Source organism: Polyangium sp. y55x31 (assembly GCF_029946505.1).
Classification (GTDB): domain Bacteria; phylum Myxococcota_A; class Polyangia; order Polyangiales; family Polyangiaceae; genus Polyangium.
Genome location: NZ_JARZHG010000032.1, coordinates 37,745 through 63,950, shown reverse-complemented (window position 1 = coordinate 63,950; position 26,206 = coordinate 37,745). Strand labels below are relative to the sequence as shown.

General features: G+C 68.5%; 20 protein-coding genes. 17 read left to right on the top strand and 3 right to left on the bottom strand.

The window, feature by feature from the left end; all coding sequences use genetic code 11:
• The first annotated feature begins 197 nt into the window (after nucleotides 1–197).
• From QHF84_RS37640 to QHF84_RS37620, 5 genes are read left to right on the top strand one after another with little or no spacing between them, the layout of a single operon-like run.
• On the top strand, nucleotides 198–1,964 hold the full coding sequence (locus QHF84_RS37640; RefSeq protein ID WP_281318368.1) for a fatty acyl-AMP ligase: 1,767 nt from the start codon (nucleotides 198–200) through the stop codon (nucleotides 1,962–1,964).
• On the top strand, nucleotides 1,964–2,848 hold the full coding sequence (locus QHF84_RS37635) for a class I SAM-dependent methyltransferase (RefSeq protein WP_281318367.1): 885 nt from the start codon (nucleotides 1,964–1,966) through the stop codon (nucleotides 2,846–2,848). Before QHF84_RS37640 ends, QHF84_RS37635 begins: the two co-directional genes overlap by 1 nt.
• A gap of 3 nt (nucleotides 2,849–2,851) precedes the next feature.
• Nucleotides 2,852–3,103 carry an acyl carrier protein gene (locus QHF84_RS37630; RefSeq protein ID WP_272422618.1) on the top strand — a complete coding sequence of 84 codons (252 nt, stop codon included), beginning with the start codon at nucleotides 2,852–2,854 and terminating at the stop codon, nucleotides 3,101–3,103.
• Nucleotides 3,104–3,112: 9 nt separating this feature from the next.
• On the top strand, nucleotides 3,113–4,354 hold the full coding sequence (locus QHF84_RS37625; RefSeq protein WP_281318366.1) for a beta-ketoacyl-[acyl-carrier-protein] synthase family protein: 1,242 nt from the start codon (nucleotides 3,113–3,115) through the stop codon (nucleotides 4,352–4,354).
• A gap of 53 nt (nucleotides 4,355–4,407) precedes the next feature.
• The gene (locus QHF84_RS37620) at nucleotides 4,408–6,492 is read left to right on the top strand and encodes a thioredoxin domain-containing protein (RefSeq protein ID WP_281318365.1); all 2,085 of its coding nucleotides are present in this window, start codon (nucleotides 4,408–4,410) and stop codon (nucleotides 6,490–6,492) included.
• 3 nt (nucleotides 6,493–6,495) lie between these two features.
• Here the strand turns inward: QHF84_RS37620 and QHF84_RS37615 are convergent, their stop codons facing one another.
• From QHF84_RS37615 to QHF84_RS37605, 3 genes are read right to left on the bottom strand one after another with little or no spacing between them, the layout of a single operon-like run.
• The gene (locus tag QHF84_RS37615) at nucleotides 6,496–7,152 is read right to left on the bottom strand and encodes a PEGA domain-containing protein (RefSeq protein WP_281318364.1); all 657 of its coding nucleotides are present in this window, start codon (nucleotides 7,150–7,152) and stop codon (nucleotides 6,496–6,498) included.
• Nucleotides 7,153–7,204: 52 nt separating this feature from the next.
• Nucleotides 7,205–7,516 carry a hypothetical protein gene (locus tag QHF84_RS37610; protein WP_281318363.1) on the bottom strand — a complete coding sequence of 104 codons (312 nt, stop codon included), beginning with the start codon at nucleotides 7,514–7,516 and terminating at the stop codon, nucleotides 7,205–7,207.
• Nucleotides 7,494–9,311, bottom strand: a complete 1,818-nt coding sequence (locus tag QHF84_RS37605) for an OmpA family protein (RefSeq protein ID WP_281318362.1) — start codon at nucleotides 9,309–9,311, stop codon at nucleotides 7,494–7,496. The genes QHF84_RS37610 and QHF84_RS37605 overlap by 23 nt, the downstream gene beginning before the upstream one ends.
• 305 nt (nucleotides 9,312–9,616) lie before the next feature.
• Here QHF84_RS37605 and rpmH point away from each other — a divergent pair, with 305 nt between their 5' ends.
• From rpmH to QHF84_RS37545, 12 genes are all read left to right on the top strand, one after another.
• The gene (gene rpmH, locus QHF84_RS37600) at nucleotides 9,617–9,766 is read left to right on the top strand and encodes a 50S ribosomal protein L34 (protein WP_281318361.1); all 150 of its coding nucleotides are present in this window, start codon (nucleotides 9,617–9,619) and stop codon (nucleotides 9,764–9,766) included.
• A gap of 4 nt (nucleotides 9,767–9,770) precedes the next feature.
• Nucleotides 9,771–10,208, top strand: a complete 438-nt coding sequence (gene rnpA, locus QHF84_RS37595; protein WP_281318360.1) for a ribonuclease P protein component — start codon at nucleotides 9,771–9,773, stop codon at nucleotides 10,206–10,208.
• Between the two features lie 121 nt (nucleotides 10,209–10,329).
• The gene (gene yidD / locus QHF84_RS37590; protein ID WP_276073558.1) at nucleotides 10,330–10,689 is read left to right on the top strand and encodes a membrane protein insertion efficiency factor YidD; all 360 of its coding nucleotides are present in this window, start codon (nucleotides 10,330–10,332) and stop codon (nucleotides 10,687–10,689) included.
• A gap of 112 nt (nucleotides 10,690–10,801) precedes the next feature.
• The gene (gene yidC / locus QHF84_RS37585; RefSeq protein ID WP_281318359.1) at nucleotides 10,802–12,571 is read left to right on the top strand and encodes a membrane protein insertase YidC; all 1,770 of its coding nucleotides are present in this window, start codon (nucleotides 10,802–10,804) and stop codon (nucleotides 12,569–12,571) included.
• A complete protein-coding gene (locus QHF84_RS37580; protein ID WP_272422626.1) occupies nucleotides 12,558–13,136 on the top strand; it encodes a R3H domain-containing nucleic acid-binding protein in 579 nt (192 codons plus the stop codon). The genes yidC and QHF84_RS37580 overlap by 14 nt, the downstream gene beginning before the upstream one ends.
• 176 nt (nucleotides 13,137–13,312) lie before the next feature.
• Nucleotides 13,313–13,669, top strand: coding sequence for a 50S ribosomal protein L19 (gene rplS / locus QHF84_RS37575; RefSeq protein WP_272422627.1), 357 nt, complete (start codon nucleotides 13,313–13,315; stop codon nucleotides 13,667–13,669).
• Nucleotides 13,670–14,026: 357 nt separating this feature from the next.
• Entirely contained in the window at nucleotides 14,027–15,286 is a 1,260-nt protein-coding gene (locus tag QHF84_RS37570; protein WP_281318358.1) for an FHA domain-containing protein, read from the top strand.
• A 256-nt stretch (nucleotides 15,287–15,542) separates the two neighbouring features.
• Nucleotides 15,543–17,792, top strand: coding sequence for an FHA domain-containing protein (locus QHF84_RS37565; protein ID WP_281318357.1), 2,250 nt, complete (start codon nucleotides 15,543–15,545; stop codon nucleotides 17,790–17,792).
• A 51-nt stretch (nucleotides 17,793–17,843) separates the two neighbouring features.
• Nucleotides 17,844–19,223: a protein phosphatase 2C domain-containing protein gene (locus QHF84_RS37560; protein WP_281318356.1), complete on the top strand. Its 1,380-nt coding sequence runs from the start codon at nucleotides 17,844–17,846 to the stop codon at nucleotides 19,221–19,223.
• A 106-nt stretch (nucleotides 19,224–19,329) separates the two neighbouring features.
• Nucleotides 19,330–22,398 carry an FHA domain-containing protein gene (locus QHF84_RS37555; RefSeq protein ID WP_281318355.1) on the top strand — a complete coding sequence of 1,023 codons (3,069 nt, stop codon included), beginning with the start codon at nucleotides 19,330–19,332 and terminating at the stop codon, nucleotides 22,396–22,398.
• A 4-nt stretch (nucleotides 22,399–22,402) separates the two neighbouring features.
• The gene (locus tag QHF84_RS37550) at nucleotides 22,403–25,105 is read left to right on the top strand and encodes a TonB-dependent receptor (protein WP_281318354.1); all 2,703 of its coding nucleotides are present in this window, start codon (nucleotides 22,403–22,405) and stop codon (nucleotides 25,103–25,105) included.
• Nucleotides 25,106–25,130: 25 nt separating this feature from the next.
• On the top strand, nucleotides 25,131–26,204 hold the full coding sequence (locus QHF84_RS37545; RefSeq protein WP_281318353.1) for a hypothetical protein: 1,074 nt from the start codon (nucleotides 25,131–25,133) through the stop codon (nucleotides 26,202–26,204).
• Nucleotides 26,205–26,206: the final 2 nt, after the last annotated feature.

The following is a 26,206-nucleotide window of genomic DNA, read 5'->3' as shown; positions in this document are numbered from 1 at the left end:
CCAGCACACGCGAACAGATTTTCTCTGACGCATCGCACCTGTCGAAAATCCGACACACCCACCCGGAACGACCGCCGGAATTCCTTTCCATTTCCAGCATTTATCGTTTCTGGTTGATTTGGTCCGGGATTCGCTTATGCCTGCGTCTCGGCTTTCCGGCGTTCTTGACCCGGTAGCCAGGACGTACTTCCGGGGCCATGCGCACGTTCATCGATGTCCTCCGCGACAACACGGTCCATGCTGACCGGGCGGTCACTTTCGTGCGCACGAACGGCCAGGAGCGCCGCGTCGCGTACCCGGAGCTCTGGGCCGAGGCGAGCCGCCGCGCCCGCGCGCTTCAGGCGCTCGGCCTGTCGAAGGGCGATCGCGTCGCGCTGATCCTCCCGGAGCCCGACGAGTTCGTCCTGTCCTTCGTCGGCGCACTCACGGCAGGCCTCGTCGCCGTGCCGATGTACCCGCCCGCGACCCTCGCCAAGCTCGAAGCCTACGGCGACACCGTGCGTCATGTGCTCGCGGCGTCGGGCGCGCGTGTGGTCGTCACGAACGACGCGCTGCGCCCACTCATCCAGGAGCACCTGCTCGGCTCGCAGAGCGCGGAGACGCGCCTCGTGCTCGAACGTGATCTCGGGACGATCGATCCGGGCTCGGCGCACACCACGCTGCCCGACGTTCGCGGCGAGGATCTCGCGTTCCTCCAGTTCACCTCGGGATCGACCTCGCGCCCCAAGGGCGTGATGGTCACGCACGAGAACCTGAGCGTGAACAGCCACGCGATCATGTTCGACGGGCTGCGCTCGACGCCCGAGGATCGCGGCGTCTCGTGGCTGCCGCTCTACCACGACATGGGCCTCATCGGCTTCGTGATCGCGCCGGTCTACGCGCTCGTGCAGGTGATGTTCCTGCCGACGATGTCCTTCATCCGCAGGCCTTCGCTCTGGCTCGAATCGATCCACCGCTTCCGCGGCACCATCACGTTCGCGCCGAACTTCGCCTTCGCGCTGGCGACACGCGCCGTGACGGAGAACCAGGCCGGCGGCTGGGATCTGTCGTGCATGCGCGCGCTCGGCTGCGGCGCCGAGCCGATCCAGGCCGACGTGCTGCGCGCCTTCCTCGCGCGGTTCGAGAAGTACGGCCTCTCGCCCGAGAGCATCCTGCCCTGCTACGGCATGGCCGAGGCGACACTCGCCGTGACGTTCCACGACCTCGGAAAACCCCTCACGACCGATCGGATCGACCTCGCGACCATGAAAGCCGGAACGGCCGAGCCGGCGAAGGACGAGGCGCCGGCGCTCGAGCTCGTCTCGTGCGGGCGCCCCTTCCCCGGGCACGATCTCGCGATCGTCGGGCCCGACGGCGCGCCGCTCGGCGAGCGCCAGGTCGGCGAGATCTGGCTGCGCGGGCCGAGCGTGACCGCGGGGTATTTCGGCGACGACGAGGCGACGACCGAGACGTTCGGCGGGGGCTATCTGCGCACCGGCGACCTCGGGTACCGTGCCGACGGCAATGTGTACATCTGCGGTCGCTCGAAGGACCTCATCATCCTGAACGGGAAAAACCACTACCCGCAGGACATCGAGCGCGTGGCCTCCACGGTTGACGGCATCCGCGACGGGCAATGCGTTGCCTTCGCGCGGCGCGGCGCGAGCGGCGCCGAGGAAGCCGTGCTCGTGGCCGAGTCGCGGCGCCTCGGCGAGGCCAAGCGCGCGCTCATCGAGGCGGTCACGCACGCGGTGCGGGCCGAGCTCGGCGTGCAGCTCGCCGAGGTCGTGCTGATCAAGCGCGGCACGCTGCCGAAGACGTCGAGCGGCAAGGTGCGCCGCCGCGAAACGAAGATGCGTCTCGAAAACGGGCAGCTCGAGCTCGTGGGGGAGCCGGGCGAGGACCCGAACGCATCGTTCGATTCCCCTGCCGTCCCTTCTCCCCGCACACCCGCCCGGGAGACCGAAACCCGAGGAGCTCTCTGATGGGATCCAGCCAAGCGGACGTCGAAGTCAGCTACGACGTCTCCAACGAGTTCTTCCGCCTCTGGCTCGACGAGCGCATGAACTACACATGCGCCGTCTTCGAGTCGCCCGATCAATCACTCGAAGCCGCGCAGCTCAACAAGCTGCGCATCCTCAGCGATTTCGCGAAAGCCGGCCCGGGCAAGACCGTGCTCGACATCGGCTGCGGCTGGGGCGCGTGTGTCGAGTACCTCGCGACGACGCGCAAGGTCGACCGGGCCGTCGGGATCACGCTCTCGCGCGCGATGGCCGCGGAGGTCAATCTCCGGAACATCCCGGGCGTGGAGTGTGTCGCGGCCGATTTCATGCAATGGGAGACGGCCGAGAAATTCGACGGCCTCGTCTCGATCTGCATGATCGACCACCTCTGCTCGCCCCAGGAGGCGCAGCAGGGCAAGGCCGTCGACATCTACCGGCGTTATTTCGAGAAATGCTGGAAGCTCACGAAGCCGGGCTCCTCGTTCGGCTTCCAGGCGATTTTGCGCAATCGCACGCCGAAGATGCGTCCCTGGGGCGCACTCGCCGCCGATACGCGGAAGGACCTCGAAGATTTCTCGTTCTCGTCGAAGGAGATCTTCCCGAACGGCCTGAATCCGCGGCTCGAAGAGCTGATCCAGGCCATCAATCCCTGGTGGGAGGTCAAGACGCTCCACACGCGGCGCGAGCATTACCAGCGCACGACGGCGGAGTGGCTCCGGCGCCTCCGCCTGAACGAGACGACGATCCGGGCGAAGTGGGGGGACAAGGTCTTCGAGGATTACGACCGGTACCTCTCCACCTGCGTCCGCGCATTCGACATCCACTACAGCTCCCTCGTCCAGATGGAGCTCGAGAGGATTGGCTGAGACATGAGTGAGAAGCGCGATCTGCTCGAGATGTTCAAGACCGTGGCCGCGCGCGTCGACAAGCGCCCCTTTCCGAACGTGACGCCTGCCTCCAAGATCAGCGAGCTCGGCATCGACTCGCTCTCCGTGATGCAAATCGTCGGGGAGCTCGAGACCGAGCTCGGGATCGTGATCCCGGACGAGGACCTCGTCGAGCTCGTCACGGTCGGCGACCTCTGCAAGAAGGTGGAGGCCCGGCTCGCCGCCGGCGGCTGATTCCCCTCCATGCCCCGCCGCGTCGTCGTGACCGGAATGGGAATCGTGAGCCCCGTCGGCTCCGACGTCCCGACCTTCTGGGAGAGCCTGCTCGCCGGGCGCTCGGGCGTCTCGTACATCCGCGAGTTCCCCACCGACAAACTCCGCAGCGACATCGCCGCGAGCGTCTCCGATTTCGACGTTTCGCGGTACATGTCCCCCAAGGAGGCCGAGGTCTACGGCCGCGTGACGCATTTCAGCCTCGGCGCGGCCGTCGAGGCCGTGATCATGGCCGGGCTCGACAAAGAGTCCGCCGCGGAGCGCTCGCGCGTCGGCTGCCTCATGTCGACCGGCATGGGATCGGTCGACATCTTCGAGCAGCAGATCGCGCGTAGCAACGAGCGCGGCCCGCGCGCGGTGTCGCCGTATTTCGTGCCGGGCGTCATGCCGAACGGTGCGGCCGCGCTCATTTCGATGCGTTACGGCTTCATGGGCCCGTCCTACAGCCTGGCGAGCGCCTGCGCGACGGGCACGCATTCGATCGCGACGAGCGCGCTCCTCATCGAGGCGGGCGAGGCCGACGTGATGATCGCGGGCGGCGCGGAGGCGGCGACGCGGATGAACACCGTGGCGGGCTTCGGCAATGCGCGCGCGCTCTCGAAGGCGTTCGAGGGAGATCCGACCCGCGCGAGCCGGCCGTTCGACAAACGGCGCCAGGGGTTCGTCATGGGCGAAGGCGCGGGCGTGCTCGTGCTCGAAGAGGAAGAACATGCCAAGCGGCGCGGGGTAAAGCCGCTCGCGATCGTCGGCGGCTTCGGCATGACCACGGACGCCGAGCACCTCACGCGCCCGCACCCCGAAGGCCTCGGCCTCGCGCTCGCGCTCGAACGCGCGATCCAGCGAGCGGGCATCGGCCCCGAGGCGATCGATTACATCAACCCGCACGCGACCTCGACGCCGCAGGGCGACATGGCCGAAATCCTCGCGTTCCGCCGCGTCTTCGGCGAGCGGCTCGCGCAGATCCCGATCTCGGCGACGAAATCGATGATCGGTCACCTGCTCGGCGGCGCGGGCGCGGCCGAGACGATCGCGGTCGTGTGTTCGCTGCGTGATCAGGTGCTGCATCCGTCGATCAACATCGACGAGCTCGATCCGGAGCTCGGCGCGCTCGACGTCGTGCGGGACAGAAGGCCTGCGCCCGTCGGCTGGGCGGCGAAATGCTCGGCGGGCTTCGGCGGGCACAACTGCGCGCTCGTGCTCGGCAAGGCCTGAGATCAGGGAAATCCGCCTTCCCGCCGGGGTAGCGATGCCCTAGGTGCTCTCCCATGAGCGCCCACGAGAACAGGCTCGCGCAGGAGAAATCGCCGTACCTCCTGCAGCACGCGCGAAACCCGGTCGACTGGTATCCGTGGGGCGCCGAGGCGCTCGAACGCGCGAAGCGGGAGGACAAACCGATCCTGCTCTCGATCGGTTACGCCGCCTGCCACTGGTGCCACGTGATGGAGCGCGAGTCGTTCGAGAACGACGCCATCGCGAAGCGCATGAACGAGCTCTTCGTGAACGTGAAGGTCGATCGCGAGGAGCGGCCCGATCTCGATCAGGTCTACCAGCTCGTGGTGCAGCTCATGGGCCGGAGCGGCGGCTGGCCGCTCACGGTGTTCCTGACGCCCGACCAGAAGCCGTTCTTCGCCGGAACGTACTTCCCGCCGGCGGACAAGTACGGCGTGCCCGGCTTCCCCGCGATCCTCGAAGCGGTCGCAGACGCGTACAAGCGGCGCCGCGGCGAGGTGCTCGCGCAGGCCGGAGAGATCACGCAGGAGATCGGGCGCGTGGGCGCATTGCCGCAGGGCGAAGGTGCGATCGGACAGGACCTCCTGCGCAAGGCATGCCGGCGTCTGCTCGCGCGCTTCGACAGCCACAACGGCGGCTTCGGCGCGCGTCCCAAGTTCCCGAACACGATGTCGCTCGACGTGCTCTTGCTGCGCGGCGCGCTCGAGGGCGACGCGGTCTCGAAGGAGAGCGTGGAGCTCGCGCTCGACAAGATGCAGAAGGGCGGGATCTGGGATCACCTGCGCGGCGGCTTCCACCGCTACTCGACGGACGCGCGCTGGCTCGTGCCGCACTTCGAGAAGATGCTCTACGACAACGCGCTCTTGCTCCGGCTCTACGTCGATGGCTACCGCGCGCTCGGAAACCCGCGGTTCGCAGACACGGCGCGCGCGCTCGTCGCGTACCTCTTCGCCGAGATGCGTGACGCGTCGGGCGCGTTTTACGCGACGCAGGACGCGGACTCCGAGGGCCAAGAAGGAAAGTTTTTCGTGTGGAAGCTCGGCGATCTGCGCGCGGCCTTGGGCGACGATCACGAGGCGTACGAGGTCGCGCGGGTCCACTTCGGCATCACGGAGGAAGGCAACTTCGAGGAGACCGGCGCGACGGTGCTGTCGGAGGTGCGCTCGATCGAGCGGACCGCGGCGATCGTGGATCTCGCGACGGACGTGGCGAAGCGCGCGCTCGAACGAGCGAGGGCGAAGATGCTCGCGGCGCGGGAGCAGCGGCCCCGTCCGACGCGTGACGACAAGATCCTCGCGAGCTGGAACGCGCTGCTCATCGGCGCGCTCGCCGAGGCCGGCCGCGCGCTCGACGAGCCTTCGTGGATCGGCGCGGCGGAGGTCGCGTTCGCGGCGATCGAGGAGCGGCTCGTGAAGGACGGCCGCGTGCGCCGGTACTACATGCCGGGCGAGAGCGAGGCGCCGGAGGCGCGGCGCGGGTTCCTCGATGATCAAGCGTACGTCGGCAACGCGGCGCTCGATCTCTACGAAGTCACGGGCAATCCGCGGTACGTGGCCGTGGCCCGCGCGATCGCCGACGCGATGATCACGCATCACGAGGACAAACACGAGGGCGGCTTCTTCTTCGCGCCCGACGACGGCGACGCGCTCATCGCTCGCACGAAGGACGTCTTCGATCAGGCCGTGCCTTCCGGCGCATCCATGGCCGCGGAGCTTTGCCTGCGGCTCGGCGAGATCACGGACGAGACGTACATCGAGCACGGGCGGCGGCAGATCGAGCCGATCGGCCCCACCGCGATCGACAACCCGCTCGGCCTCGGCAAGGCCGTCGCCGTGCTCGATCGGCTCGTGCGCGGGACGGTGGACGTGGTGCTCGTGGGAGATCCATCGAGCGAGCGCGCGCAGGCGCTCGCGAAGGCGGTGTTCCGCCGCTACTTGCCGCACAGGAACGTGGTGTGGGTGGATCCGCGAAGGCCGGAGACGGCCGAGGCGGTGAAGGTGCTCGCCGAGGGCAAGGCCGCGCGGGGCGACGACACCGTGGCGTACGTTTGTCGGAATCGAACCTGCTCGGCGCCCGTGTCGGACGTGACGGCGCTCGAAGGTTTGCTCGACAGGGGATGAGGATCAGCGCTTCGGCTGGGGCTGGGCGGGCGCCTTCGCGGGGATGACGGTGCGCTCGGCCTCGGTCTGCATCGCGACCTTGAACGCCGTGGTTTGTCCGGGGATCAGGTTCACGGTGATCACCTTGTCGGGCGCGCCCTTGCGCTGGATCGTGATGTCGTGTTTGCCCGGGGGCAGCGACACGTTCGTGTGCGGCGCGGGGCCGAGCTTGCGCTTGCCGTCGACGATCACCTGATCACAAGCGGGATCGCAGACGACCGAGAGAAACCCGTCGGCCTTGATCATCTTCGCCGCGACACGCGCCGCGATGTCCGGCGGAGGTTCGGCCGGAGGCGCCGCTTGCTGCGAGAGCGCGACGTTGAGGAGCGCCGTCTCGCCCGGCTTCACCACGACCTCGAGCTTCTTCTCGTCGTAGCCCTTGCGGCGCAGCGTGAGCTTGTGCGTCCCCGCAGGGAGCTCGGCACGCACGATCGGAGAAGGCCCGAGCGACTTGCCGTCGACGAAGATGCCTTCGCAGCCCGGGTTGCAAGCGATGGTGACGAAACCACTCGCCTTCGACGCGTCGGGCTGCGGGGCCTTCTCGGGGCGAGTCGGCTCGGCGGCGAGCGCGACGCCGGGGACGACGAGGGCGAGCACCAGGGCGGATCCGAGCTTCATCATGACCATTGTGCCTTCTTCGACGGCCCACGTGGAGCCGCGATGCACGCAGATTTCACTCGCCGCGAGGCCGATTCCGACAGAGCCCGACCTCACACGTCCCGGACCCTTTTTCCGGCTTGCAGGCACACTTTTCCACCGGCGCCGGCGCCCCGGACTGCGCGCAGCCCCGGGCGAAATCGGGGGCGCGCTCCGCGGACGGCGAGCACACGGTCACCTCGCTCCCGGAGTTGTCGTCGAAGTCCGTGAGGAACGTACAGGTGCACGCGTACGGCGAGCCGCGCTCCTTCTCGCACCCTGCGCCGAGGACGGCGACGAGCGCGAAGAGGAGCGCGGCGAGGCCGTCATTGGCTCGGCGGTGTGGCATCCGCTGCCTTCTCGCGGATGTGGAACTCGACGCGCCGGTTGGTCTGCCGTCCGGCGGCCGTGTTGTTGTCGGCGATGGGCCTGCGCGGGCCGAAGCCGGCGGCGCTCAGACGATCCGCGGCGATGCCGCCCTTCTTGATGAGGTACTCCATCACGGCGTTCGCGCGATCGGACGAGAGCTTCTCGTTGAGCTCATCCGAGCCGCGGTTGTCCGTGTGGCCCTCGATCGCGAGGTGCTGGATCTCGGGGTTCACCTTGAGGAGGCGCACGACCTCGTCGAGGATCGGGTAGCTCTGCTGGAGGATCGTCGACTTGCCCGTCAAGAACTCGACCTTCTTCAGGATCTGGATCTCGTTCGAGCCGGTGACCCTGCGGATGAAGGTCGGGCAGCCGTTCTTCTCCGCGTCGGGGTTCGCGTCGCCGGGCTCCTTCGGGCAAGCGTCCTTCGCGTCGCCGATGCCGTCCTTGTCGGGATCGTCCTCGGGGCAGCCGTCCTGATCGTCGACCTTGTCGAAATCCTCGGGCGTGTCGGGGCACTTGTCGACGTTGTCCGGGATGCCGTCGCCGTCGCGATCGGGCGGCTGCGGGCAGCCGTCGTCCGTGTTCGGCGGCTTGTGATCCTCGGGATCCGTCGGGCACAAATCAACGTCGTCCGGCAAGCCGTCCTTGTCGGTGTCCGCGCCGTGCTCGGCCCAGCGGCCCGTCTTGAAGCGCTTGCCAGGCGACGGCGGGTTCGTGTCCTTGATCGGGAACGCGTAGCCGACGGTCGCGACGAGGCGGAAATCCGGCGCGTATCCAGGCGTGATGCGCGTGCCGCCGCCGACGCCGAGCCACGCGCGCTTCTTCTGATCGAAGGCGTAACGTCCCTCGAGCATCCACTCGATCGGCGTGTTGTCGACGTCGAAGAAGGTGTCGTCGGTGATGCCCGTCGAGCCGAAGATCTGCGCGCCGAGGCGGAGCGCGCCGCCGCGCAGCGGCAAGAAGCCGCCGAAGCCCCAGCGCCACTCGGAGCCGGATTTGAAGTCGTTCACGCCGCCCGCGGGCCGGAACTGCACGCCCGTGTTGAAGACGACGAAGAAGCTCTTGAGATCGTACTCGGCCGCGACTTGGAAGCCGCCGCTCACGCTCTGATCGCCGCCGAACGAGTCGTTGTCACCCGTCGGTACCCAGATCGCGCCTTCGAGGCCGAGCTTGAAAGAGCGCGTGGTGTTTCGCCAGAGGAGCACGCGCCCATCGAGGCGCAGATCCATGGGCGCGACGGTCCTCATGCTGACCGGCTGCGATCCCGAGACCTGCGCGAGGTACGTCGTGCCGCCGTCCTGGAAGAGGATGACCGGGAGGTTTGCCTGGAACGAGAAGCGCTCGAGGACCTCGATGCCGACGTCGAGGTAGCTGATGAGCTGCGGGCCGACGGGCGCGCTGCTGCGCTGGCTGAAGATGCCGGCCTTCCGCGGATCGTCCTGGTGGTTCTCGATGCGGAACGGGTTCAGCGCGAAGCCCATGCCGAGCTGGCCGAAGAACCGCGTCTGCGGGTTGAACTGCGGGCGCCAGAGCCCGATCGCGTCCTCGGGCGCGCCGCCCATGAAGAGGCGATCGAGGTACATCGTCGACTGCTGCGCGTCGGCCTCGGCAGGCGCGAGGAGGCACGCCGCAGCCGCGACGGCGGCCGAGCAAGCCGAGGCGATGCGGCGCAGGAGGGACGGGCGACGGGGCGTGGCCGCGCGCTCGTCGGATGTGCCTCGCGCCGCGGTGTCTCCGGCGGACGGTCGGGCTCGGGGATGGTCGACTTGGGCCATGTCTTCGGCGTCTCCTCGGCGCGCGAACTGCGCGCGGAAGCGAGAGGCCCGGGTGCGCTTGCGCGCGGTGGATCACCGGGCCCCCCCGTGCAAGCGGAGGCTACACCAGGCGTGCGGGCGCATGGAACGTCTTGCGATGTAGGGAGGAGCCTCGAAGCACGAGCCCGTCTCCTCCCTTGCCGAGGGGCCTGGATCAGGTCAGACAGACGACGCGCGATCCAGGCCGTTTCGCGGTCTTGACCAGCAGGCGGACCTGTGCTTTCTTTGCGCGCCCCGAAAAACGAAGGGTTCTGAAGGGTCCTACGATGAAGCGCACGTTCCAGCCCCACAACACCCGCCGCGCGCGTACGCACGGCTTCCGGGCGCGTATGGCCACCAGCGGCGGCCGCAAGGTGATCAACAACCGCCGGCGTAAGGGCCGCGCGCGTCTCGCCCCGACGATCTACAAGAAGTGAAGTCGTGGGCGAGCCACGCCCTCGACAGACATTCACGCGAGCGCAGCGGTTACGGCGTCGCCCTGATTTCCTGCGTGTTCAGGAGGGCGGCGCCCGGGTCACGACGCGCCATCTCCTGATCCTGATCGCACCCCGTCCCGACGATTCGACCACACGCTTCGGCGTGGTGGCATCGCGGAAGGTGGGGTGCGCCGTGCAGCGCAACCGGGCCAAGCGCCTGCTCCGTGAAGTCTTTCGCCGGAACGTGGCGTCGTTTCCGCGAGGCGTGGACGTCGTGGTGATCGTGCGTCCGGGCGTGGACGAGCTCGCCTGCGCAGAGCTCGAAGCGGAGATGCAGGCGGTGCTCCCCCTCGTGCGCAAACGCGCGAGCGGCAAGCCGAACCCGAGCACGCAGGCGGACCCGAGAAACCGCTCTGGCGACGGGCGCAAAGGCAGCCCTTGACCTTGCAAGCGGGGACGCGGGCCCCCAAGCTTCGTCGCGATCTCGCGATGGGAGCCGCGGCCGACGCGCCCTGTCTCGCCACACCTCGCCCCCTCCGGCGTCGCGCGCCTCGCCCTGCATCATGCTGGCCAAGCTCCTCCTCCTGCTCATCCGCGTCTACCAACTGACGCTCTCGAAGGTGCTGCTCGCGCTCTTCGGACCTGTCTGTCGGTTCGAACCGTCGTGCTCGCGGTATGCCGCCGCATGCATCGCGGGCCATGGAGCGCTGCGCGGGAGCTTGCTTTCAGTGAAACGCCTGTGTAAGTGCCACCCGTTCCATCCGGGCGGCTACGATCCTCCGCCGCCTCCACGGATCGGCCGCTCGCGTACGGAAGAGCCCGCGCGGCACGGCCCGGATCAGAGGGTGGAAGGTACGAACCTTTCTTCTCACGACGCTCGACTTTCCCCGTGGAGCAGTGGCGCGGTCCATGAGGCTGGTTAGTTTCCTCTCGCATCCTCGCCAAGCGAGCGAGCCCATCCGGGGGGATCAGGCGGTCACGCGGCGGGGCAAGGACCAGTAGGGTTTCACGGCAAGGAGATTGCCGAAGGATTTCATGGAACGCGGCAAAATCGCTCAGTGGGTGCTCATCGGCATCGCTGCCATCTTGTTCTGGCAGTTCGGCGGCAACCTGTTCGGCAAGGGGAACGAAGAGGTCCAACCGAACACGTTCTACGATGCCAACCGGCTGCCGGACGCGCAGAGGCAGCCCGAGCAGATTTGCACGATCAACGGCCCGCGCTTCGAGGCCGAGTTGTCTTCGCGTGGCGGATCGCTGCGCCACCTTCGGCTCACCGATCAAGGCAAGTACTCGAAGAACGGTACGCCCATCGATCTCGTGACGACCTCGCAGGAGTGGCGCCAGCCTCTGCGAACGGACCTGCGTTTGCCCGGGGTCGAGAAGCAGCAGACGCCCTTCGACAACCTCGACTGGAAGCTCACCGCGCAAGACGGCAAGTCGTGCACGTTCGTCTACGAGGACGCGACGTCGAAGCTCACGAAGGTCGTGCGCGAGACGGGCAAACCCTTCGAACTCGAAATGTCGCTCGAGGTGAAGAACCTGTCCGCTGAGCCGCTCAAGCACAGGCTCACGGTGGAGCAGACCTCGTGGCGCACGAACGAAGAGACGAAGGGCAGCCTCGGCCGCATCTCGGAGCACATGACGGACGTCGTCGCGGCGACGACGGAGAAGGTCGATCGCCTGCACGTCGACGCGTTCGAGCCGAAGGACTTCAAGGACAAGGAGTTCACGAACGAGTACTGGCGGAGGAGCCCCGGCGCCGCGAAGTGGGTCGCCGTGAGCAGCGTCTACTTCACGAAGGCCGCGATCCCGGAGGAGGGGCCCGCGCCGTTCGCCGAGACGCAGATCGAAGAGGACTGGAACCGCGACAAGTTCAGCGCGGCGAATCGTGAGAAGGACAAGGACACGCACGGTCACGTCTACCGCGCGCGCCTCGCGTACCCCGAGGTCGAGCTCGCGCCGCAGGCGACGCAGACGTACAAGGTCCTGAGCTTCACGGGCCCGAAGGAGCGCGAGGTGCTCGCGGCCGTCGGTCCGGGCATCACCGAGGTGATCGATCTCGGCACGTTCTCGCCGATCGCGAAGGTCCTCGTCGGCTACCTGAAGATCCTCCACAAGGCCGTGGGGAGCTGGGGCTTCGCGATCGCGCTGCTCACGATCACCGTGCGCATGCTGCTCTTCCCGCTCAGCATCTCGCAGATCAAGAGCAGCGCGGCCATGCGCCGGCTCAAGCCGGAGATGGACGACATCAACGCGCGCTACAAGGAAGATCCGGCGCAGCGTGGCCTCGCGCTCCAGGAGCTCTGGCGCAAGCACGGCGTGACGAACCCGGTGCTCGGCTGCATCCCGGTGCTCTTGCAGATGCCCGTGTGGTTCGCGCTCTACCAGGCCCTGCAGACGGCGGTCGAGCTCTACCACGTGCCCTTCCTGTCGGCCCGGATCATCCCGGATCTCTCGGATCGGGGCGAATACTTCGTCATCCCCGCGATCCTCGGCGCGTCGAGCTTCTTCCAGCAGAAGCTCATGCCGCCGCAGGGCGACCCGATGCAGCAGAAGATGATGCAGTACATGCTGCCGGGCATCTTCGTGGTGATGATGCTCTATCTGCCCGCAGGCCTCGGCGTGTACATGCTGACCAACACGTGGCTCGGCATCGCCCAGCAGGTCGCGGTCGAGCGCTACCTGAGCCGCAAGACGCAAGGCTCCGCCGGCATCGAGGTGCGCGAGAAGCCAGAGAAATCTTCGGGCGACGAGACCAAGTCGGCGCCTGCTCTTGGAAAGGGAAAGGCACGTGTCCGTGGATAATGGAGCTCCCGGGAAGACCAGCGTGAACGCCGAAGGCACCCGGCACGACGACGAGCGCGACGAGCGCGCCGCCGAGGCAGCAGTCCCGTTCGAGGAGGATGGTCGCGCCGATCAAGCGCTCGACTTCGTCATCGATACGCTCGCCGCGATGGGCATGGACTGCACCGTGGACCTGCTCGAGAACGAGCCGGAAGATCCGCCCGAGGAGATCCGGCTGGAGATCGAGGGCAGGGACGCCGGTCGCATCATCGGCAAGAAGGGCCAGACGCTCGCCGCGCTGCAGTTCCTCGCCAACCGCGTGATCAACCGGCCCGGCAAGCAGCGCCGCCACGTGATCATCGACGCCGAGGGCTACCGCGCGCGCCGCGAGGAGACGCTCACCTCGATGGCCCGACGCCTCGGCAAGCAGGCCGTCGAGGAGGGCAAGATCATCACGTTCGAACCGATGAACCCGCAGGATCGCCGCGTCGTGCACCTCGCGCTCGCGAAGTTCCCCGGCGTCGTCACGAAGAGTGACGGCGAAGGCGACGCGCGCCGCGTGCAGATCATCCCCGTTCGTCGTTGACACGGAATCGTGCGGGGCGGTGAGTTCGTCGCCCCGCGATCCACCGCATCCACACGCTCCATGATCGGTTGACAGCGTGGGGACGGTATGCATAATGCCGCTCCCTCGTCGTCTCCGGCAGGCGTGGAGCCGTTTGCCCCAACAGCCGGGACCATCCCCAGTCGAAGGACCGCGACATGCTCACCTCGAACGTACTTGCGAAGATCGAAACCCCGCAGCTCCGCGAGGGGCTCCCGGAGTTCCGGGTCGGCGACACCGTCCGGGTCCACTACCGCATCGTCGAGGGCGAGAAGGAGCGTATCCAGGTCTTCCAGGGCGTCGTTTTGAAGCAGCGTCGGGCCGGTGCGCGCAGCACCTTCACGGTCCGCAAGGTGAGCTTCAACGTGGGCGTGGAGCGTATCTTCCCGACGCACAGCCCCCGCATCGACAAGATCGAGGTGGTCTCGCGCGGCGTCGTTCGTCGCTCGCGCCTGTTCTACCTCCGCTCGCTGGCCGGCAAGGCCGCCCGCGTGCGCGACGCCAAGGACGGCTGATCCGGAAGGCCCCACCTCGGGGCCTCCCGCTTCCGCTCTCTCTCGCTCTCTCATTACGAAAGGGTGTCCCAGGGCCAATCCAGCCCAGGACACCCTTTCGTGTTTCAGCCACTCACGGCTCCGGCCTCGCGTCTCGCCGCGCCGGGGCCCGCTTCCTTCCGCGCGCCGGCGGCGGTCCTTCGCCGTTCCCGAGAGCCTTCACGCGGCCCCTTCGACGTGCTGCGCTGCGTCGTGATTCGAGGTGCCTCGTGACCCCCGCCGAGGGAAAGAGCACTTCTTCTTGATCCTCGGTCCGGCCCCCACGGTATGCTGCCGCCGGCGGACGAGGTCTTGGTCCGTCAACACGAGAAGGACACTATGAACTGCCCGCGTTGCGGCGCGCCTGCCACACCCGCCGACAAGTTCTGCGCGATCTGTGCCTCTCCGCTCGGGCCCTCGGCGCCCGGCGCCTTTGGTCCTCCTCCGCCCCCTCCCGCCTTCGGGCAAGCGCCGGGATTCGGGCCTCCGCCAGGCCCGCCGCCGGGCTTCGGGCCGCCGCCCCCCGAGCCGCAGGGCTTCGGACCGCCCCCGGCTCCCCCCGGCTTCGGCGGCGGCTTCGGGCCGCCCCCCTCGCCCACGGCGAGCCCCGGCGCGTTCGGGCCTCCGCCTCCCCCCGCGTTCGGCGCGCCGCCGCCTGCGCCGGGTGGCTTTGGTCCGCCTCCGCCGCCCCCCGCGTTCGGGCCTCCACCGGGAGCTCCCGGTGGCTTCGGTCCGCCGCCCGGATTCGGCCCGCCTCCCGAGCCGCCGGCCGGGTTTGGCCCGCCGCCCGCGCCTCCTGGATTCGGCCCGCCTCCCGAGCCGCCCTCGCCGCCGGCCGGGTTCGGTCCTCCCCCGCCGCCGCCGGGCTTCGGCCCGCCGCCGCCGGCCCCGGGCTTTGGTCCGCCCCCCGAGCCGCCGCCGCCCGCGGGTTATGGCCCGCCCCCGGCCCCGGCCGGGTTTGGCCCGCCGCCTGCGCCGCCTGGATTCGGCCCGCCCCCGGCCCCGGCCGGGTTTGGCCCGCCGCCCGCGCCGCCCGGCTTCGGCCCGCCGCCGGAGCCCGCGCCCGGTGGGTATCCGCCGCCTCCGGGACCTCCGCCGTTCGGCCCGCCGCCGATGCCGGACAAACCCCAAGGGTACGCGCCGCCGCCGAAGCCCGAAGGTGGCTTCGAGCCGCCGCGGGCGCCTGGGCGCGGCAACGCCGCGACGGCGGTCCCGGGGAATCCTCAGCCGATGCCCGGTCGGCAAGGAGTCGCGCCGAGCCCGGAGGGCCGCCGCGCGCTCGCAGGCTTCCTGGTGAGCTACCAGGACGATCCGCTCGGCAAGTTCTGGCCGCTCTGGCAGGGCAAGAACTCGGTCGGCCGCGCGGACACGGGTCAGAAGGTCGATGTGGAGATCGCGCACGGCACGACCTCCACGCATCACGCGACGATCGACTGCGAAGGTGGGAGGTTCATCCTGAGTGATCTCGGCTCGACGAACGGCACCTTCCACAACGAGGAAGCCATCGGCTTCAAGGGCAGGCGCGAGCTGCGTGACGGCGACAAGATCCGCTTCGGCGGCTTCAGCGTCATCACCATCATCGTGACCGCTCGGACCTAGGGGTCGCGCGGAGAAGCCCCGTGCGAAACGCCCTTTTCACCTTACCCAGCTCCTCGACGAGATGACGCCCCCGCGCGCTCGCGTCGCCCGAGGCAGCCGTCCCCCGCGCACTCTGCGCAGGGCGGACGCGCTTCACTGCCTCGACGCACGCGAGCACGCGGCGGCCACGCTCGAGGACCACGCGCGCGCGCAAAAGTGTCCGTCACCCCGCGCCTGCGCCGGCCCGCCGAGGACCCCCAATGTTGGAGGCTCAAGCATGAACCCGTTGCCCCACGGAGCTGCCCGCGCAGTCGCTCGATCTGCGCGCAAGGCTCCCCTCGCCGCCGCTTGGGGGCTCCGCTCGAACAAGTCGAGCTATGCCCCCAAGAACCCCCTGTTCGCGCTCCCCGCGCTCGCGGCGCTCGCGGCGATCCTCTTCGCCGCCGCGCCCTCCTTCGCCGCTCCGGAGGCGAGGATCCTCCGCATCGATCCGCGCACGAGCACGGTCGACGGCTCGCCCGTGCTCACGACCGTGATCGACCTCGTCCAGAACAAGCGCCTGTCGGACGCGACGCGGCCCTGCGCGGCGTTGAACGGCGACGCGTTCAACGACTGCGTGGCGAACGCGCTCGAGCAGCCGAACGCGCTCTACTCGTCGTTCGACTTCCCCGAGAAGAACGCGGTGCTCAGCGTCGTCGTCGACGGCTCCGACACCGCGGCCCGGTTCGAGTCGAAGGCGCGCTGGGGCGAGAGCACGAGCCAGCCCGGTGTGGGCACCGCGTGGCTCATCCTCATCGACGCCGCGTCGTCGATGGGCACGCGCTTCGACGAGGCGAAGTCCGTGGCGACCGCGTTCGTCAACGCGATGGGCCCGAACGACATCGTCGACGTGATGTTCTTCAACGACAAGAGCGTCGTCGAAGACTCGAAGTGGGTGAACAACAAGCAGACGGCGCTCCAGACGATCGCGAGCGTCAAGAACACGTTCCCCACGCAAGGCCGCACGCGCCCGCTCTTCAACATCATCAAGACGGCGGCCACCGACGGCTTCCGGGAGCTCGGCAACGTCGGCACGAACGTCGTCGTGCCCATGCACCAGGCCATGGTGGTGCTCTCGAACGGCGCGGCCGGCGCGGATCCGAGCTCGACGGCCGCGGCCTCGAACCTGCTCAAGGACTACCTCACGAAGGGCCGCTTCCCGGAGAACAACGAGGTCCTCCCGAAGACCCCCGTGCCGGTCATCTCGATCTGGTTCCCGAGCAAGCTCGTCGAGGAGTTCACCGCGAACTCGCGCGAGTTCATGGAAGGACTCGCGAACCCCGAGATCGGTGGCTTCTACAGCATCCTCCGCGACAGGCAGGAGGCGCGCGCGGTCAACATCGTCAACGCCGTCCGCTCGCGCTTCAACAAGATGCACATCGTCAAGTGGCGCGTCTCGTGTGTCGCGCTGAGCTTGACGCAGACCATCCGCCTCGCGTTCCTCAACACCGATCCGCCGATCGCCGGCGACGCGACGTTCCAGAACGTTCCCGTCGGCATCGATCCCTCGCAGTGGCCGCTCGACATCGACCGCGAGGCCACCGAGCGCGCCGCGGCGCAGGATCCCGTTTATCCGGGCGGAACCGTGAAGGTCTTCGGCAACTTCTGCTGGGGTGGCAACACGCAGCGGGCCGAGCTCTACATGGTCCCCAAGAACCAGCCCGCGCCCGCGTCGCTCCAGGGCGGCAGCATCGACGACGCGAAGAAGGCCCAGCGCACGCTCATCGAGCAAGGCATGCGCGGCAAGGCCACGACGGCCGGCGAGAGCATGGTCGAGTTCGAGGTGCCGAACAGCGACAAGTTCCTCTCGGGCAAGGGTGATCAGATGACGGCGCGCCTCGTCATCTACGACAATCAGGCGAAGCGCACGAGCGCCATCACCGCCGACAAGATCATCACGGTGAAGGCGAAAGAGGCGCCGCTGCCCTACCTGCTCATCGGCGCGATCACCTTCGGCGGCGTCGTCCTCGTCCTGCTCGTCGTCTCGATCTTCCGCAGCGGCGGCAACAAGCGCCGCGCCGGCGCCGCGCCCACGACGGCCCCGCGCCCCGGCGGTGGTGGTCCGCCCGGCCCGATGGCCGGCGGCTACGCGCCCGCCGTGCCCATGGGCGGCGGCGTGCCCGGCATGGGCGGTCCCGACTTCGGCGGCGGCTACGGTCCTCCTCCGATGGGCGGCGGCCCCGCGGGTGGATCCGCCGGCCGCGCGGTGCTCTCCGGATCACTCGGCATCTTCACGTTCAACCCGGGCACGGAGATGCGCGTCGGCCGCGACGCCGCGACCTGCCAGATCGTGGTGAACGAGCCGCGTGTCTCCGGCAGCCACGCCGTCGTCAAGTTCGAGAACGGCCAGCTCTTCGTGCGTGACGAGAACTCGAACAACGGCACGAGCATCAACGGCAACCGCATCCCGCCGCTCGTGTGGACGCCCGTCTCGCCCGGCGCGATGCTTCGCTTCGGCCCCATCGAGTTCAACGTCCGTTTCGAGTAGTCTACGCTCGAACGATCGTCGTCCCGGCCTCCACCCCCCGGCCCTTCCGCGATGAGCCAACCCCAGGCCCTCGGCACCCGCGTCCGGATCGAGTTCGCCCAGGCCAGCGATCCTGGCCGCGATCCGAACAAGCAGGTCAACGAGGACTCGTGCGGATACGCCGAGACGCGCTTCGGCCATCTCGTCGTCCTCTGCGACGGCATGGGCGGGCATTACGGAGGCCGGGAGGCGAGCCGCACCGCGATCGCCACGATCTTCGAGGTCATCGACCAAGCGCCGCCTGGCGCCACCGCCCAGGCCGCGCTCAAGGCTGCGATCGAGGAGGCCGGGCGTCGCGTCTACCAGCTCGGCGGGCCGCCCGAGAACCGCGGGCGGCCCGGCTCGACGGTCGTGGCCATGCTGATCGGCGATCGCGGCCTCGACGTCGCGCATGTCGGCGACAGCCGCGCGTACTGCATCCGCGCGGGCCAGATCTACCCGCTCACGCGCGACCACTCGATGGTGCAGGGCATGATCGACGCCGGCATGCTCACCGAGGCCGAGGCCATCGGGCATCCCGACGCGAACAAGATCACGCGCGCGCTCGGCATGCGCCCCGAGGTCGAGGTCGAGGTCCGGCCCGAGCCGATGGAGATGTTCCCGGGTGACATCTTCCTCCAGTCGAGCGATGGCCTCACCGACCTCGTGCTCGGCGTCGACATCCTCGGCGCCGTGCGCCAGGCCCTCGCCTCCGGCGCGCTCCCGCACGCCTGCAACCAGCTCGTCAACCTCGCGAACGATCGCGGCGGCCACGACAACATCACCGTGCAGATGGTGCGCATCGTGGAGCTCGCGCCGCGCGCGTCGCACACGATCCCGCAAGCGCCGGCGATCGCGCCGGATCCTGCGGGCCCGCGGCCTGCGCCTCCGCAGGAGACGCGGCCGATGACCGCGGTCGACCCGGCGAAGATCGCGACGGGGACGAAGCTCGGTTTGCCCCCGCCCGTGCCGGTCCCCACGTTGCTCTCGCCGAACGCCGCCTCCGCGGCCCCGACCGCGCCCGAGCAGGGCGGCCTGCCCTTGCCGCCGCCTTCGCCCTCGTCGCCGGGCTTCGCGCCGGTGCAGCCGACGGCCGTCGATCGTCCCGTCGCGCCTTCGCCCACGATGCCCGAGCAGCCGCGCCTCGCGCCTTACGCGGCCCAGCTCCCCTTGCCGCCGCCCTCGGCGCGTTATGCGCCCCCGCAGGCCACCCAGGTCACGGGCCAGGGCCCTTCTCCCACGCATCCGCCGGAGACCCCGAAGGCCGTCGCCTCGGCGCCCTTGTCCGCGCCCTTGTCCGCGCCGGCCGGCGCGCGTCCTTCCCAGGCGGGCATCGTGTACGTGATCATCGGCATGTCGGCCGTGATCGCCGTGCTTTTGCTCCTGCTCATCTGGGCTCTTTTCCTGCGCTGAACACCGCTGGCGAACGCCGCCCCGGCGCGCCTATCCTGCTCGCGTCACGCGAAGCGCGGCCGTCCCCGTTGCTCTCCGCGGACGTTCGTGGTGAAAGGTAGCCCGCATGGTCCCCGGCTTCGGCAAGCAGACCCTCACGATCGGCAGCGCTCCCACGTGCGACGTCGTCATCGCGGATCCCAGCGTCGCGCCTGAGCACGCGCGCCTCGTCCATCAGGGCGGCGGCAGGCTCGTGTTCATCGGCGGCGGCGCCGCGCCCTCGTTCGCGAACAACCGTCAGCTCGCCCCGGGTGAAGAAGTCCCCTTCGACTTCCGCACCCAGTTCGTCGTGGGCCGCGCGCCCGTCCCGCTCAGCCACCCCGCGATCATCCTGTCGATCATGACCACGGGCAGCGCGCCTGCGCCTGCGGGACAGCTCGTGATCGGCCGCGATCCGGCGCGCGCCTCGCTCGTCATTCAGCATCCGAGCGTCTCGAGCCAGCACGCCACCGTGATGCTCGATCGCATGCTCGTCGTCGACAACGGCTCGACGAGCGGCACGTACGTCGGCACCACGAAGATCCAGGCGGCTCAGCCCGCGCCGATCGATCCGAACGGCGTCGTCGCGTTTGGCCCCGTGCCCGTCCCTGTCGAGCTCCTCGCGCGCCTCGCGCAGGCCGCGCGTGGCGGCGCGCCCGTCGTGAGCGGCGCGTATGCCCAGCAGCCCGCGGCGCCCATGCCGCAGACGAACATCGCGATGCCGCAGCAGGGCTACCCGCCTGCGCAGCCGCAGCAGGGCTACCCCTCGGTGCAACAGCCGCAGCAAGGGTATCCGCCCGTCTCGGGCGCGGCGCCGGCTGCAGGTGCGCCGGGCAAAAAGAACAAGACCGTCCTCGGCCAGCTCGACTTCGCGGGCCCGAGCGGCGGCGGACAGAAGAGCATCGGCCGCACGCCCGACAACGACATCGTCATTCAGCACCCGCAGGTCTCGAGCCGCCATGCGCTCGTGCACCAGATGAACGGGCAGCTCTTCGTCGAGGATCGCGGCAGCGCGAACGGCACCTACGTCCGCGGCCAGCGCATCCCGCCGGGCCAGAAGATCGGCATCCAGAGCGGCGAGAAGTTCTTCATCGGCCCGATGCCGCTCCAGATCGAGCTCGGCACATCGGGCGCGGTCCAGGTCGTCCAGGAGGAGTACTCGGCCGATCGCTGGGCGGGCAAACCGCTCTACGAGATCGAGGCCTGGAGCCTCGTCCTCGAGGTCCCCGATCGCGACAACCCGAGCGAGATGAAGCGCCTGCTCGACGACGTCTCGTTCAAGGCGCTCCCGGGCGACATGATCGCGCTCATGGGCCCTTCGGGCGCGGGCAAGACGACGCTCTTGCTCACGTTGAACGGCTACCTCCCGCCCACGAGCGGCGTCGTCCGCATCAACGGCGAGGACCTTTACAACATCTACGACAACCTCCGCGGCTCGATTGGCTACGTCCCGCAGGACGACCTCGTGCATCCCGAGCTCACGGTCTTCGAGGCCGTGAAGTACAGCGCGAAGTTCCGGCTCCCCCCCGACTACTCCGAGGAGGAGATCGACGCGCGCGTCGAGCAGACGATCAAGGACCTCGGCCTCGAGGGCGTGAAGAACCTCCAGATCGGCAAGCCCGAGAAGAAGATCCTCTCGGGTGGTCAGAGGAAACGCGTCAACATCGCGCTCGAGCTCGTCACCGACCCCGTCATCCTCTTCCTCGACGAGCCCACCTCCGGCCTCGCCGCCGACGACACCACCGCGCTGATCACGCTCTTGCACGACCTCACGAAGGCCACGGGCAAGACGATCATCATGACGATCCATCAGCCGGCGAAGGACGAGTACGAGAAGTTCTCGCACGCGCTGATCATGGGCTACGGCGGCGTGCCGATGTTCTTCGGCTCGACGCATGGCGAGTCGTACCGGTTCTTCGGCTCGTGGAAGGAGCGGCAGGGCCAGCGCAACGACATCGACAACCCCCGCGACATGTTCGAGATGATCGCCTCGCGCGAGAAGACCATCTACGACCAGATGCGCTCGCGGGATCCGAACGTGCCGCGTGGTCATGCGCGCAAGACCGCCGCGCTCGAGTGGCGCCGCGAGTACTTCAGCGATCAGAACCCGACGTACCGCAAGATGTACACGGGCCGGCGCGAGATAGGCACCGGCCAGGGACAACGCGCGATCCCCGAACGACGCGCGACCACGAAGGGACAGCTCGGCCTTTTGCTCTCGCGTTACTTCAAGACGAAGATGCGAGACACGGCGGGCACCGTCATCATGCTCGCGCAGGCGCCGATCATCGGCGTCCTGCTCGCGATCGTGTTCGGCTGGCAGGAGAAGGCCGTCCCGGCGTGGTGCCTCGGCGCGCTCCAGGAGCTCGGCAAGAAGTTCGGCGGCAACACGAACACCGGCGACATCTTGAAGGGCATGACGGCCACCGCCGACAACACCGGCGCCATCTTCTTCCTCGTCGTCGCCTCCGTCTGGTTCGGCACCTCCAACGCGGCGCGTGAGATCGTCAGCGAGCGGGCCATCTACATGCGCGAGCGCATGGTCACCCTCGGCCTGCTCAACTACGTCCTCTCGAAGTACATCCTGCTCGCGTTCTTCTGCATCATCCAGTGCACGATCCTCCTCGCGATCGTGTTCTTCACGCTCGGCTTCCACGGCGGCCCCACGGCGTTCTTGATGCAGCTCTCCTCGCTCGTGGCCACCTCGCTCGCGGCCGTCGCGCTCGGGCTCCTCCTATCGACCGTCGTCACCTCTTCCGAGGCGGCCATGGCCTTGACGCCCATCGCGCTCATCCCCCAGGTCGTCCTCGGGGGACTCATGGTCCCGATGACGACGGTGCCGCACTTGAAGCCCCTCATGATGATCATGCCGGCCCGCTGGGGCTTCGAGGGCTCCATCGTCCACGAGCGCCTCGCGCTCAAGGAGGATCCCTCGTGGGTCATCGACCTCGGCCGCACCGAGAGCGCGCCTGCCGACTTCATCGAAGCCGGCAAGTTCAAGTGCTCGATCGCGCAGATGGCCTCCGACAACCTCGCGGGCGGCTGGGGCTTCACGAACTACGAGAGCACGTGGCTGCCCTTCGCGGTGCTCGGGGGCTTCACGATCTCCCTCGTCGTCGTCCTTTGCGTCATCTTGAAGCGCCGCGATCCGGTATGACCACGTGAACTTGCTTCCTCGCCAGAAGAGCGCCCTCGCCCTCGTCCTCGCGGGGCTCGTCGCCGGGACATCCTCCGCGCCTGCCCTCGCGCAGGCCGCACCCGGCGACGCGCCTCCTCCAGCCGCACCCGCTGCCGCGCCCACCGGCGCCGCGATGCCCCGGCCGCTGAACTACCAGCCGCCGGTGTATCCACCCGAGGCCGAGAAGGCTGGGCTCGAAGCCACCGTCACCCTCCAGCTCGACATCGACAGGACCGGTAAGGTCAAGAACGTCGCCGTCATCGAGCCGGCGGGGCACGGCTTCGACGAGTCGGCCGTCGAGGCGGCGAAGAAGCTCGAGTTCGATCCTGCGCGCAAGGCCGACGGCACGCCCGTCCCCGCGCGTATCCTCTACCGCTACTCGTTCGCACTGAAGAAGGCCGAGCCTCCGTCCGACGCGACCTCCGGGGACAAACCCGGTTCTGCGCAGGTGAGCGAGTCGCTCCGCGGCCTCGTGCTCGCGAGCGGCGGCGACGTCCCGCTCGCCGGCGCCACGGTCCTCTTGAGCGGCCCCTCCGGCCAGAGCGAGGCCACCGTGGACGAGGCCGGAAGCTTCCGCTTCGACGCGCTCGGGCCTGGCAAGTACCGCGTCATCATCACGGCGCCCGGCTACGACACGCTCGACGTCACCGAGGAGATCGCGGCTGGCGAGGCCATCGAGGTCAAGTACCGCCTCGTCGCGGCGAGTGACGGCCTCGAGGTCGTCGTGCGTGGCGCGCGCTCTCCGCGCGAGGTCACCAAGCGGACGCTCGAACAACGCGAGATGCTCCGCATCCCTGGCACGAACGGCGACGCCCTCCGCGCGCTCCAGAACCTGCCCGGCGTCGCGCGCCCGCCTGCCATCGCGGGCATCCTCCTCGTGCGCGGCTCGGCTCCGCAGGACACGCAGACGTTCCTCGACGGCACGCAGATCCCGCTCATCTACCACTTCGGTGGTTTGTCCTCGGTCGTCCCGACCGAGATGATCGAGCGCATCGACTTCTTCCCGGGCAACTTCAGCGCGCAGTATGGCCGCGTCATGGGCGGCATCGTCGACGTCGCGGTCCGCGCGCCCAAGAACGACGGCAAGTACCACGGCATGGCGCAGGCCGACCTCGTCGACGCGCGCTTCATCGCCGAGGGCCCCGTGCCTGGCACGAAGAACAAGGTCCGCTTCATCGCGGGCGCGCGGCGCAGCTACCTCGACGCCACGCTCGGCCTCGCCCTCGACGCGGCCGGCGCGGGCATCACGCAGCTCCCCGTCTACTGGGATTATCAGCTCGGCCTCGAGGCGAACCCCACGCCGAGCTCGAGCGCGCGCATCACCTTCTTCGGCGCGGACGACTCGATCGCGCTCGTCGCGGACCAGCCTCCGCCCGGCGAGCCGGCGATCAGCGGCAACGCCGGGTTTCACACGGGCTTTCACCGCATCCAGCTCCGTTACGACAACGACATCGACGACAAGAACCGCTTCTCGGCGGTTGCCGCGGCTGGCATCGACAAGCTCGATTTCGGCGTCGGCCCCTTCTTCTTCAACCTCTCGAACTACAGCATCACCGGGCGCGCCGAGTACACGCGCCGCATCAGCAAGGGCATCACGCTGAACACGGGCCTCGACGTGTTCACGAACTACGCCGACGCGAAGTACCGCGGCCCTGCGCCCCCGCGGCCTGGCGAGCCCTCCGGCGGCCCCTTCTCCACGCGCCCGCTCATCGAGTCCGAGTTCAACGGCTGGATCGTCAGCCCGGCCGGCTACGTCGAGCTCGAGATCGCGCCGACGGGCCGGGCCAAGCTCGTCCCTGGCATTCGCATCGACGGCAACAATCGCGTGGACGGCGTCGACGTCTCTCCGCGCGTCAATGGTCGCATCGACCTCACCTCCAAGTTCCCGCGCTCGACGCTCAAGGGCGGCGTGGGCGCGTACACCCAACCGCCCCAGCCGCAGGAGACGATCCCTCCGTTCGGCTCGTCCGGGCTCCGTTCGAACCGCGCCATTCATTATGCGATCGGCGCCGAGCAGGAGTTCACGCGCAACATCGAGCTCAGCGTCGAGGGTTTTTACAAGCAGCTCGATCGCCTCGTCTCGCAGCAGCCTGCGGATGTCGGCGGCGGCACCGTCCGCGGGAACCTCGGCAAGGGCCGCATTTTCGGCGCTGAGTTCTTGCTCAAATACAAGGCCGACGCGAACTTCTTCGGCTGGGTCGCTTACACCCTCTCGCGCAGCCTCCGCACGCCGCTCCCTGGCGCCGAGGAGCAGCCCGTCTCGTTCGACCAGACGCACATCCTGACCGCCCTCGGCAGCTACCGCCTCGGCGGCGGCTGGGAGATTGGCGCGCGCTTCCGCCTCGTCACGGGCAACCTCACCACGCCGAACGTCTGCAACTTCGAGGAAGAGGGCTGCATCCCGAATCGTGCGAACGCCATTTACAACGCGTCCGTCGGCACCTACGTGCCGATCCCGTACAGCGGCCCCTTCAGCGAGCGACTGCCCATGTTCCACCAGCTCGACATCCGCGTCGATCGACGATTCCGCTTCAAGAGCTGGCAGCTCTCGATCTACCTCGACGTCCAGAACGTCTACAACAGCCAGAACGTCGAGGGCATCAATTACAATTTCAACTACACCGCGCGGGAGTTCGTGACGGGCGTGCCGATCCTGCCGAGCTTCGGCCTTCGTGGTGATTTCTAGGCCGGCAGAACGAGGAGGGAATGGGATGAAGCAGACACGCTCCTTCCGACGTCACGTGCTCGGGGCGCTCGCGGCCGCGACGCTCGCCGCTCCGATCGTGTCGGCGGGCTGCTCGCCCGGCTGGGTATCGTCGAACCTCGTCAATGGCCTGCGCGTCTTTGCCGTCACCGCGGACAAACCTTACGCGCAGCCGGGCGAGGAGGTCCGCTTCGACATGACCTTCTACGACGGCTACCCCGACCCCGAGGGCGACGGCCCGCGCCCCGTCCAGATCCTCTGGATCGGCGGCTGCTACAACCCGCCGGGCGACCTCTATTACGGCTGCTTCCCGCAGCTCCTCCAGACCTTCCAGAGCCTCGGCGAGAGCGGCGGCAACCTCCCGCCCGGCCTCATCGGCTTCGGGCCGACGTTCACGACCACCATTCCCGAGGACATCCTCGCCGAGCGCCCGGCGCCGGACGGCGGCTCGAAATACGGCCTGCAATTCGTGTTTTTCTTCGCGTGCGCCGGCGAGATCAAGCCGATCGAGCTCGACCCTTCGGGCAAAGCGGGCTTCTTCCCGTTCGGCTGCTTCGATCCCGAGGGCAATCGCCTCGCTGCCGACAGCTTCGTCCCCGGGTTCACGCAGATCTACACATTCGAGGACGGCCGCACGAACCAGAACCCGCCCGTCTCCGGAATGACGCTCAACGGCGAGCCCATCCCCGAGGATTTCAGCCAGGCCCCGACGGTCAAGGCCTGCCCCTCCACGGTCGACGAGCGCCGGGACGTCGGCTGCTTCGCGGGCGACCCTTACGAGAATTGCACCGAATACGAGCTCGACCTCGTCGTCGAGCCCGACATCGCCGAGGTCGATCCTGGCGAAATGGTCGACGGCAAGCAGATTTACGAGGCGGTCTGGGTCGACTGGCTGGTCGAAGCGGGCGACCTCACGGGCGGCGGCATCTCGCTCATCAGCGGCGTGACCGAGGGCTACAAGGACGAGCACAGCACGAAATGGATGCCGCCTGCCGAGCCCGGCCTTTATCAGATCTGGGGCGTCGTCCGCGACACGCGGGGTGGTTCGACTCTCGTGCAGCGCTATATCCGGGTGGAGTGATC

What these genes read in the sequence shown, in the direction of transcription:
- QHF84_RS37640 (WP_281318368.1), top strand. Translation starts at nt 198, where the DNA reads ATGCGCACGTTCATCGATGTCCTCCGCGACAACACGGTCCATGCTGAC.
- QHF84_RS37635 (WP_281318367.1), top strand. Translation starts at nt 1,964, where the DNA reads ATGGGATCCAGCCAAGCGGACGTCGAAGTCAGCTACGACGTCTCCAAC.
- QHF84_RS37630 (WP_272422618.1), top strand. Translation starts at nt 2,852, where the DNA reads ATGAGTGAGAAGCGCGATCTGCTCGAGATGTTCAAGACCGTGGCCGCG.
- QHF84_RS37625 (WP_281318366.1), top strand. Translation starts at nt 3,113, where the DNA reads ATGCCCCGCCGCGTCGTCGTGACCGGAATGGGAATCGTGAGCCCCGTC.
- QHF84_RS37620 (WP_281318365.1), top strand. Translation starts at nt 4,408, where the DNA reads ATGAGCGCCCACGAGAACAGGCTCGCGCAGGAGAAATCGCCGTACCTC.
- QHF84_RS37615 (WP_281318364.1), bottom strand. Translation starts at nt 7,152, where the DNA reads ATGATGAAGCTCGGATCCGCCCTGGTGCTCGCCCTCGTCGTCCCCGGC.
- QHF84_RS37610 (WP_281318363.1), bottom strand. Translation starts at nt 7,516, where the DNA reads ATGCCACACCGCCGAGCCAATGACGGCCTCGCCGCGCTCCTCTTCGCG.
- QHF84_RS37605 (WP_281318362.1), bottom strand. Translation starts at nt 9,311, where the DNA reads ATGGCCCAAGTCGACCATCCCCGAGCCCGACCGTCCGCCGGAGACACC.
- rpmH (WP_281318361.1), top strand. Translation starts at nt 9,617, where the DNA reads ATGAAGCGCACGTTCCAGCCCCACAACACCCGCCGCGCGCGTACGCAC.
- yidD (WP_276073558.1), top strand. Translation starts at nt 10,330, where the DNA reads ATGCTGGCCAAGCTCCTCCTCCTGCTCATCCGCGTCTACCAACTGACG.
- yidC (WP_281318359.1), top strand. Translation starts at nt 10,802, where the DNA reads ATGGAACGCGGCAAAATCGCTCAGTGGGTGCTCATCGGCATCGCTGCC.
- rplS (WP_272422627.1), top strand. Translation starts at nt 13,313, where the DNA reads ATGCTCACCTCGAACGTACTTGCGAAGATCGAAACCCCGCAGCTCCGC.
- QHF84_RS37570 (WP_281318358.1), top strand. Translation starts at nt 14,027, where the DNA reads ATGAACTGCCCGCGTTGCGGCGCGCCTGCCACACCCGCCGACAAGTTC.
- QHF84_RS37565 (WP_281318357.1), top strand. Translation starts at nt 15,543, where the DNA reads ATGAACCCGTTGCCCCACGGAGCTGCCCGCGCAGTCGCTCGATCTGCG.
- QHF84_RS37560 (WP_281318356.1), top strand. Translation starts at nt 17,844, where the DNA reads ATGAGCCAACCCCAGGCCCTCGGCACCCGCGTCCGGATCGAGTTCGCC.
- QHF84_RS37555 (WP_281318355.1), top strand. Translation starts at nt 19,330, where the DNA reads ATGGTCCCCGGCTTCGGCAAGCAGACCCTCACGATCGGCAGCGCTCCC.
- QHF84_RS37545 (WP_281318353.1), top strand. Translation starts at nt 25,131, where the DNA reads ATGAAGCAGACACGCTCCTTCCGACGTCACGTGCTCGGGGCGCTCGCG.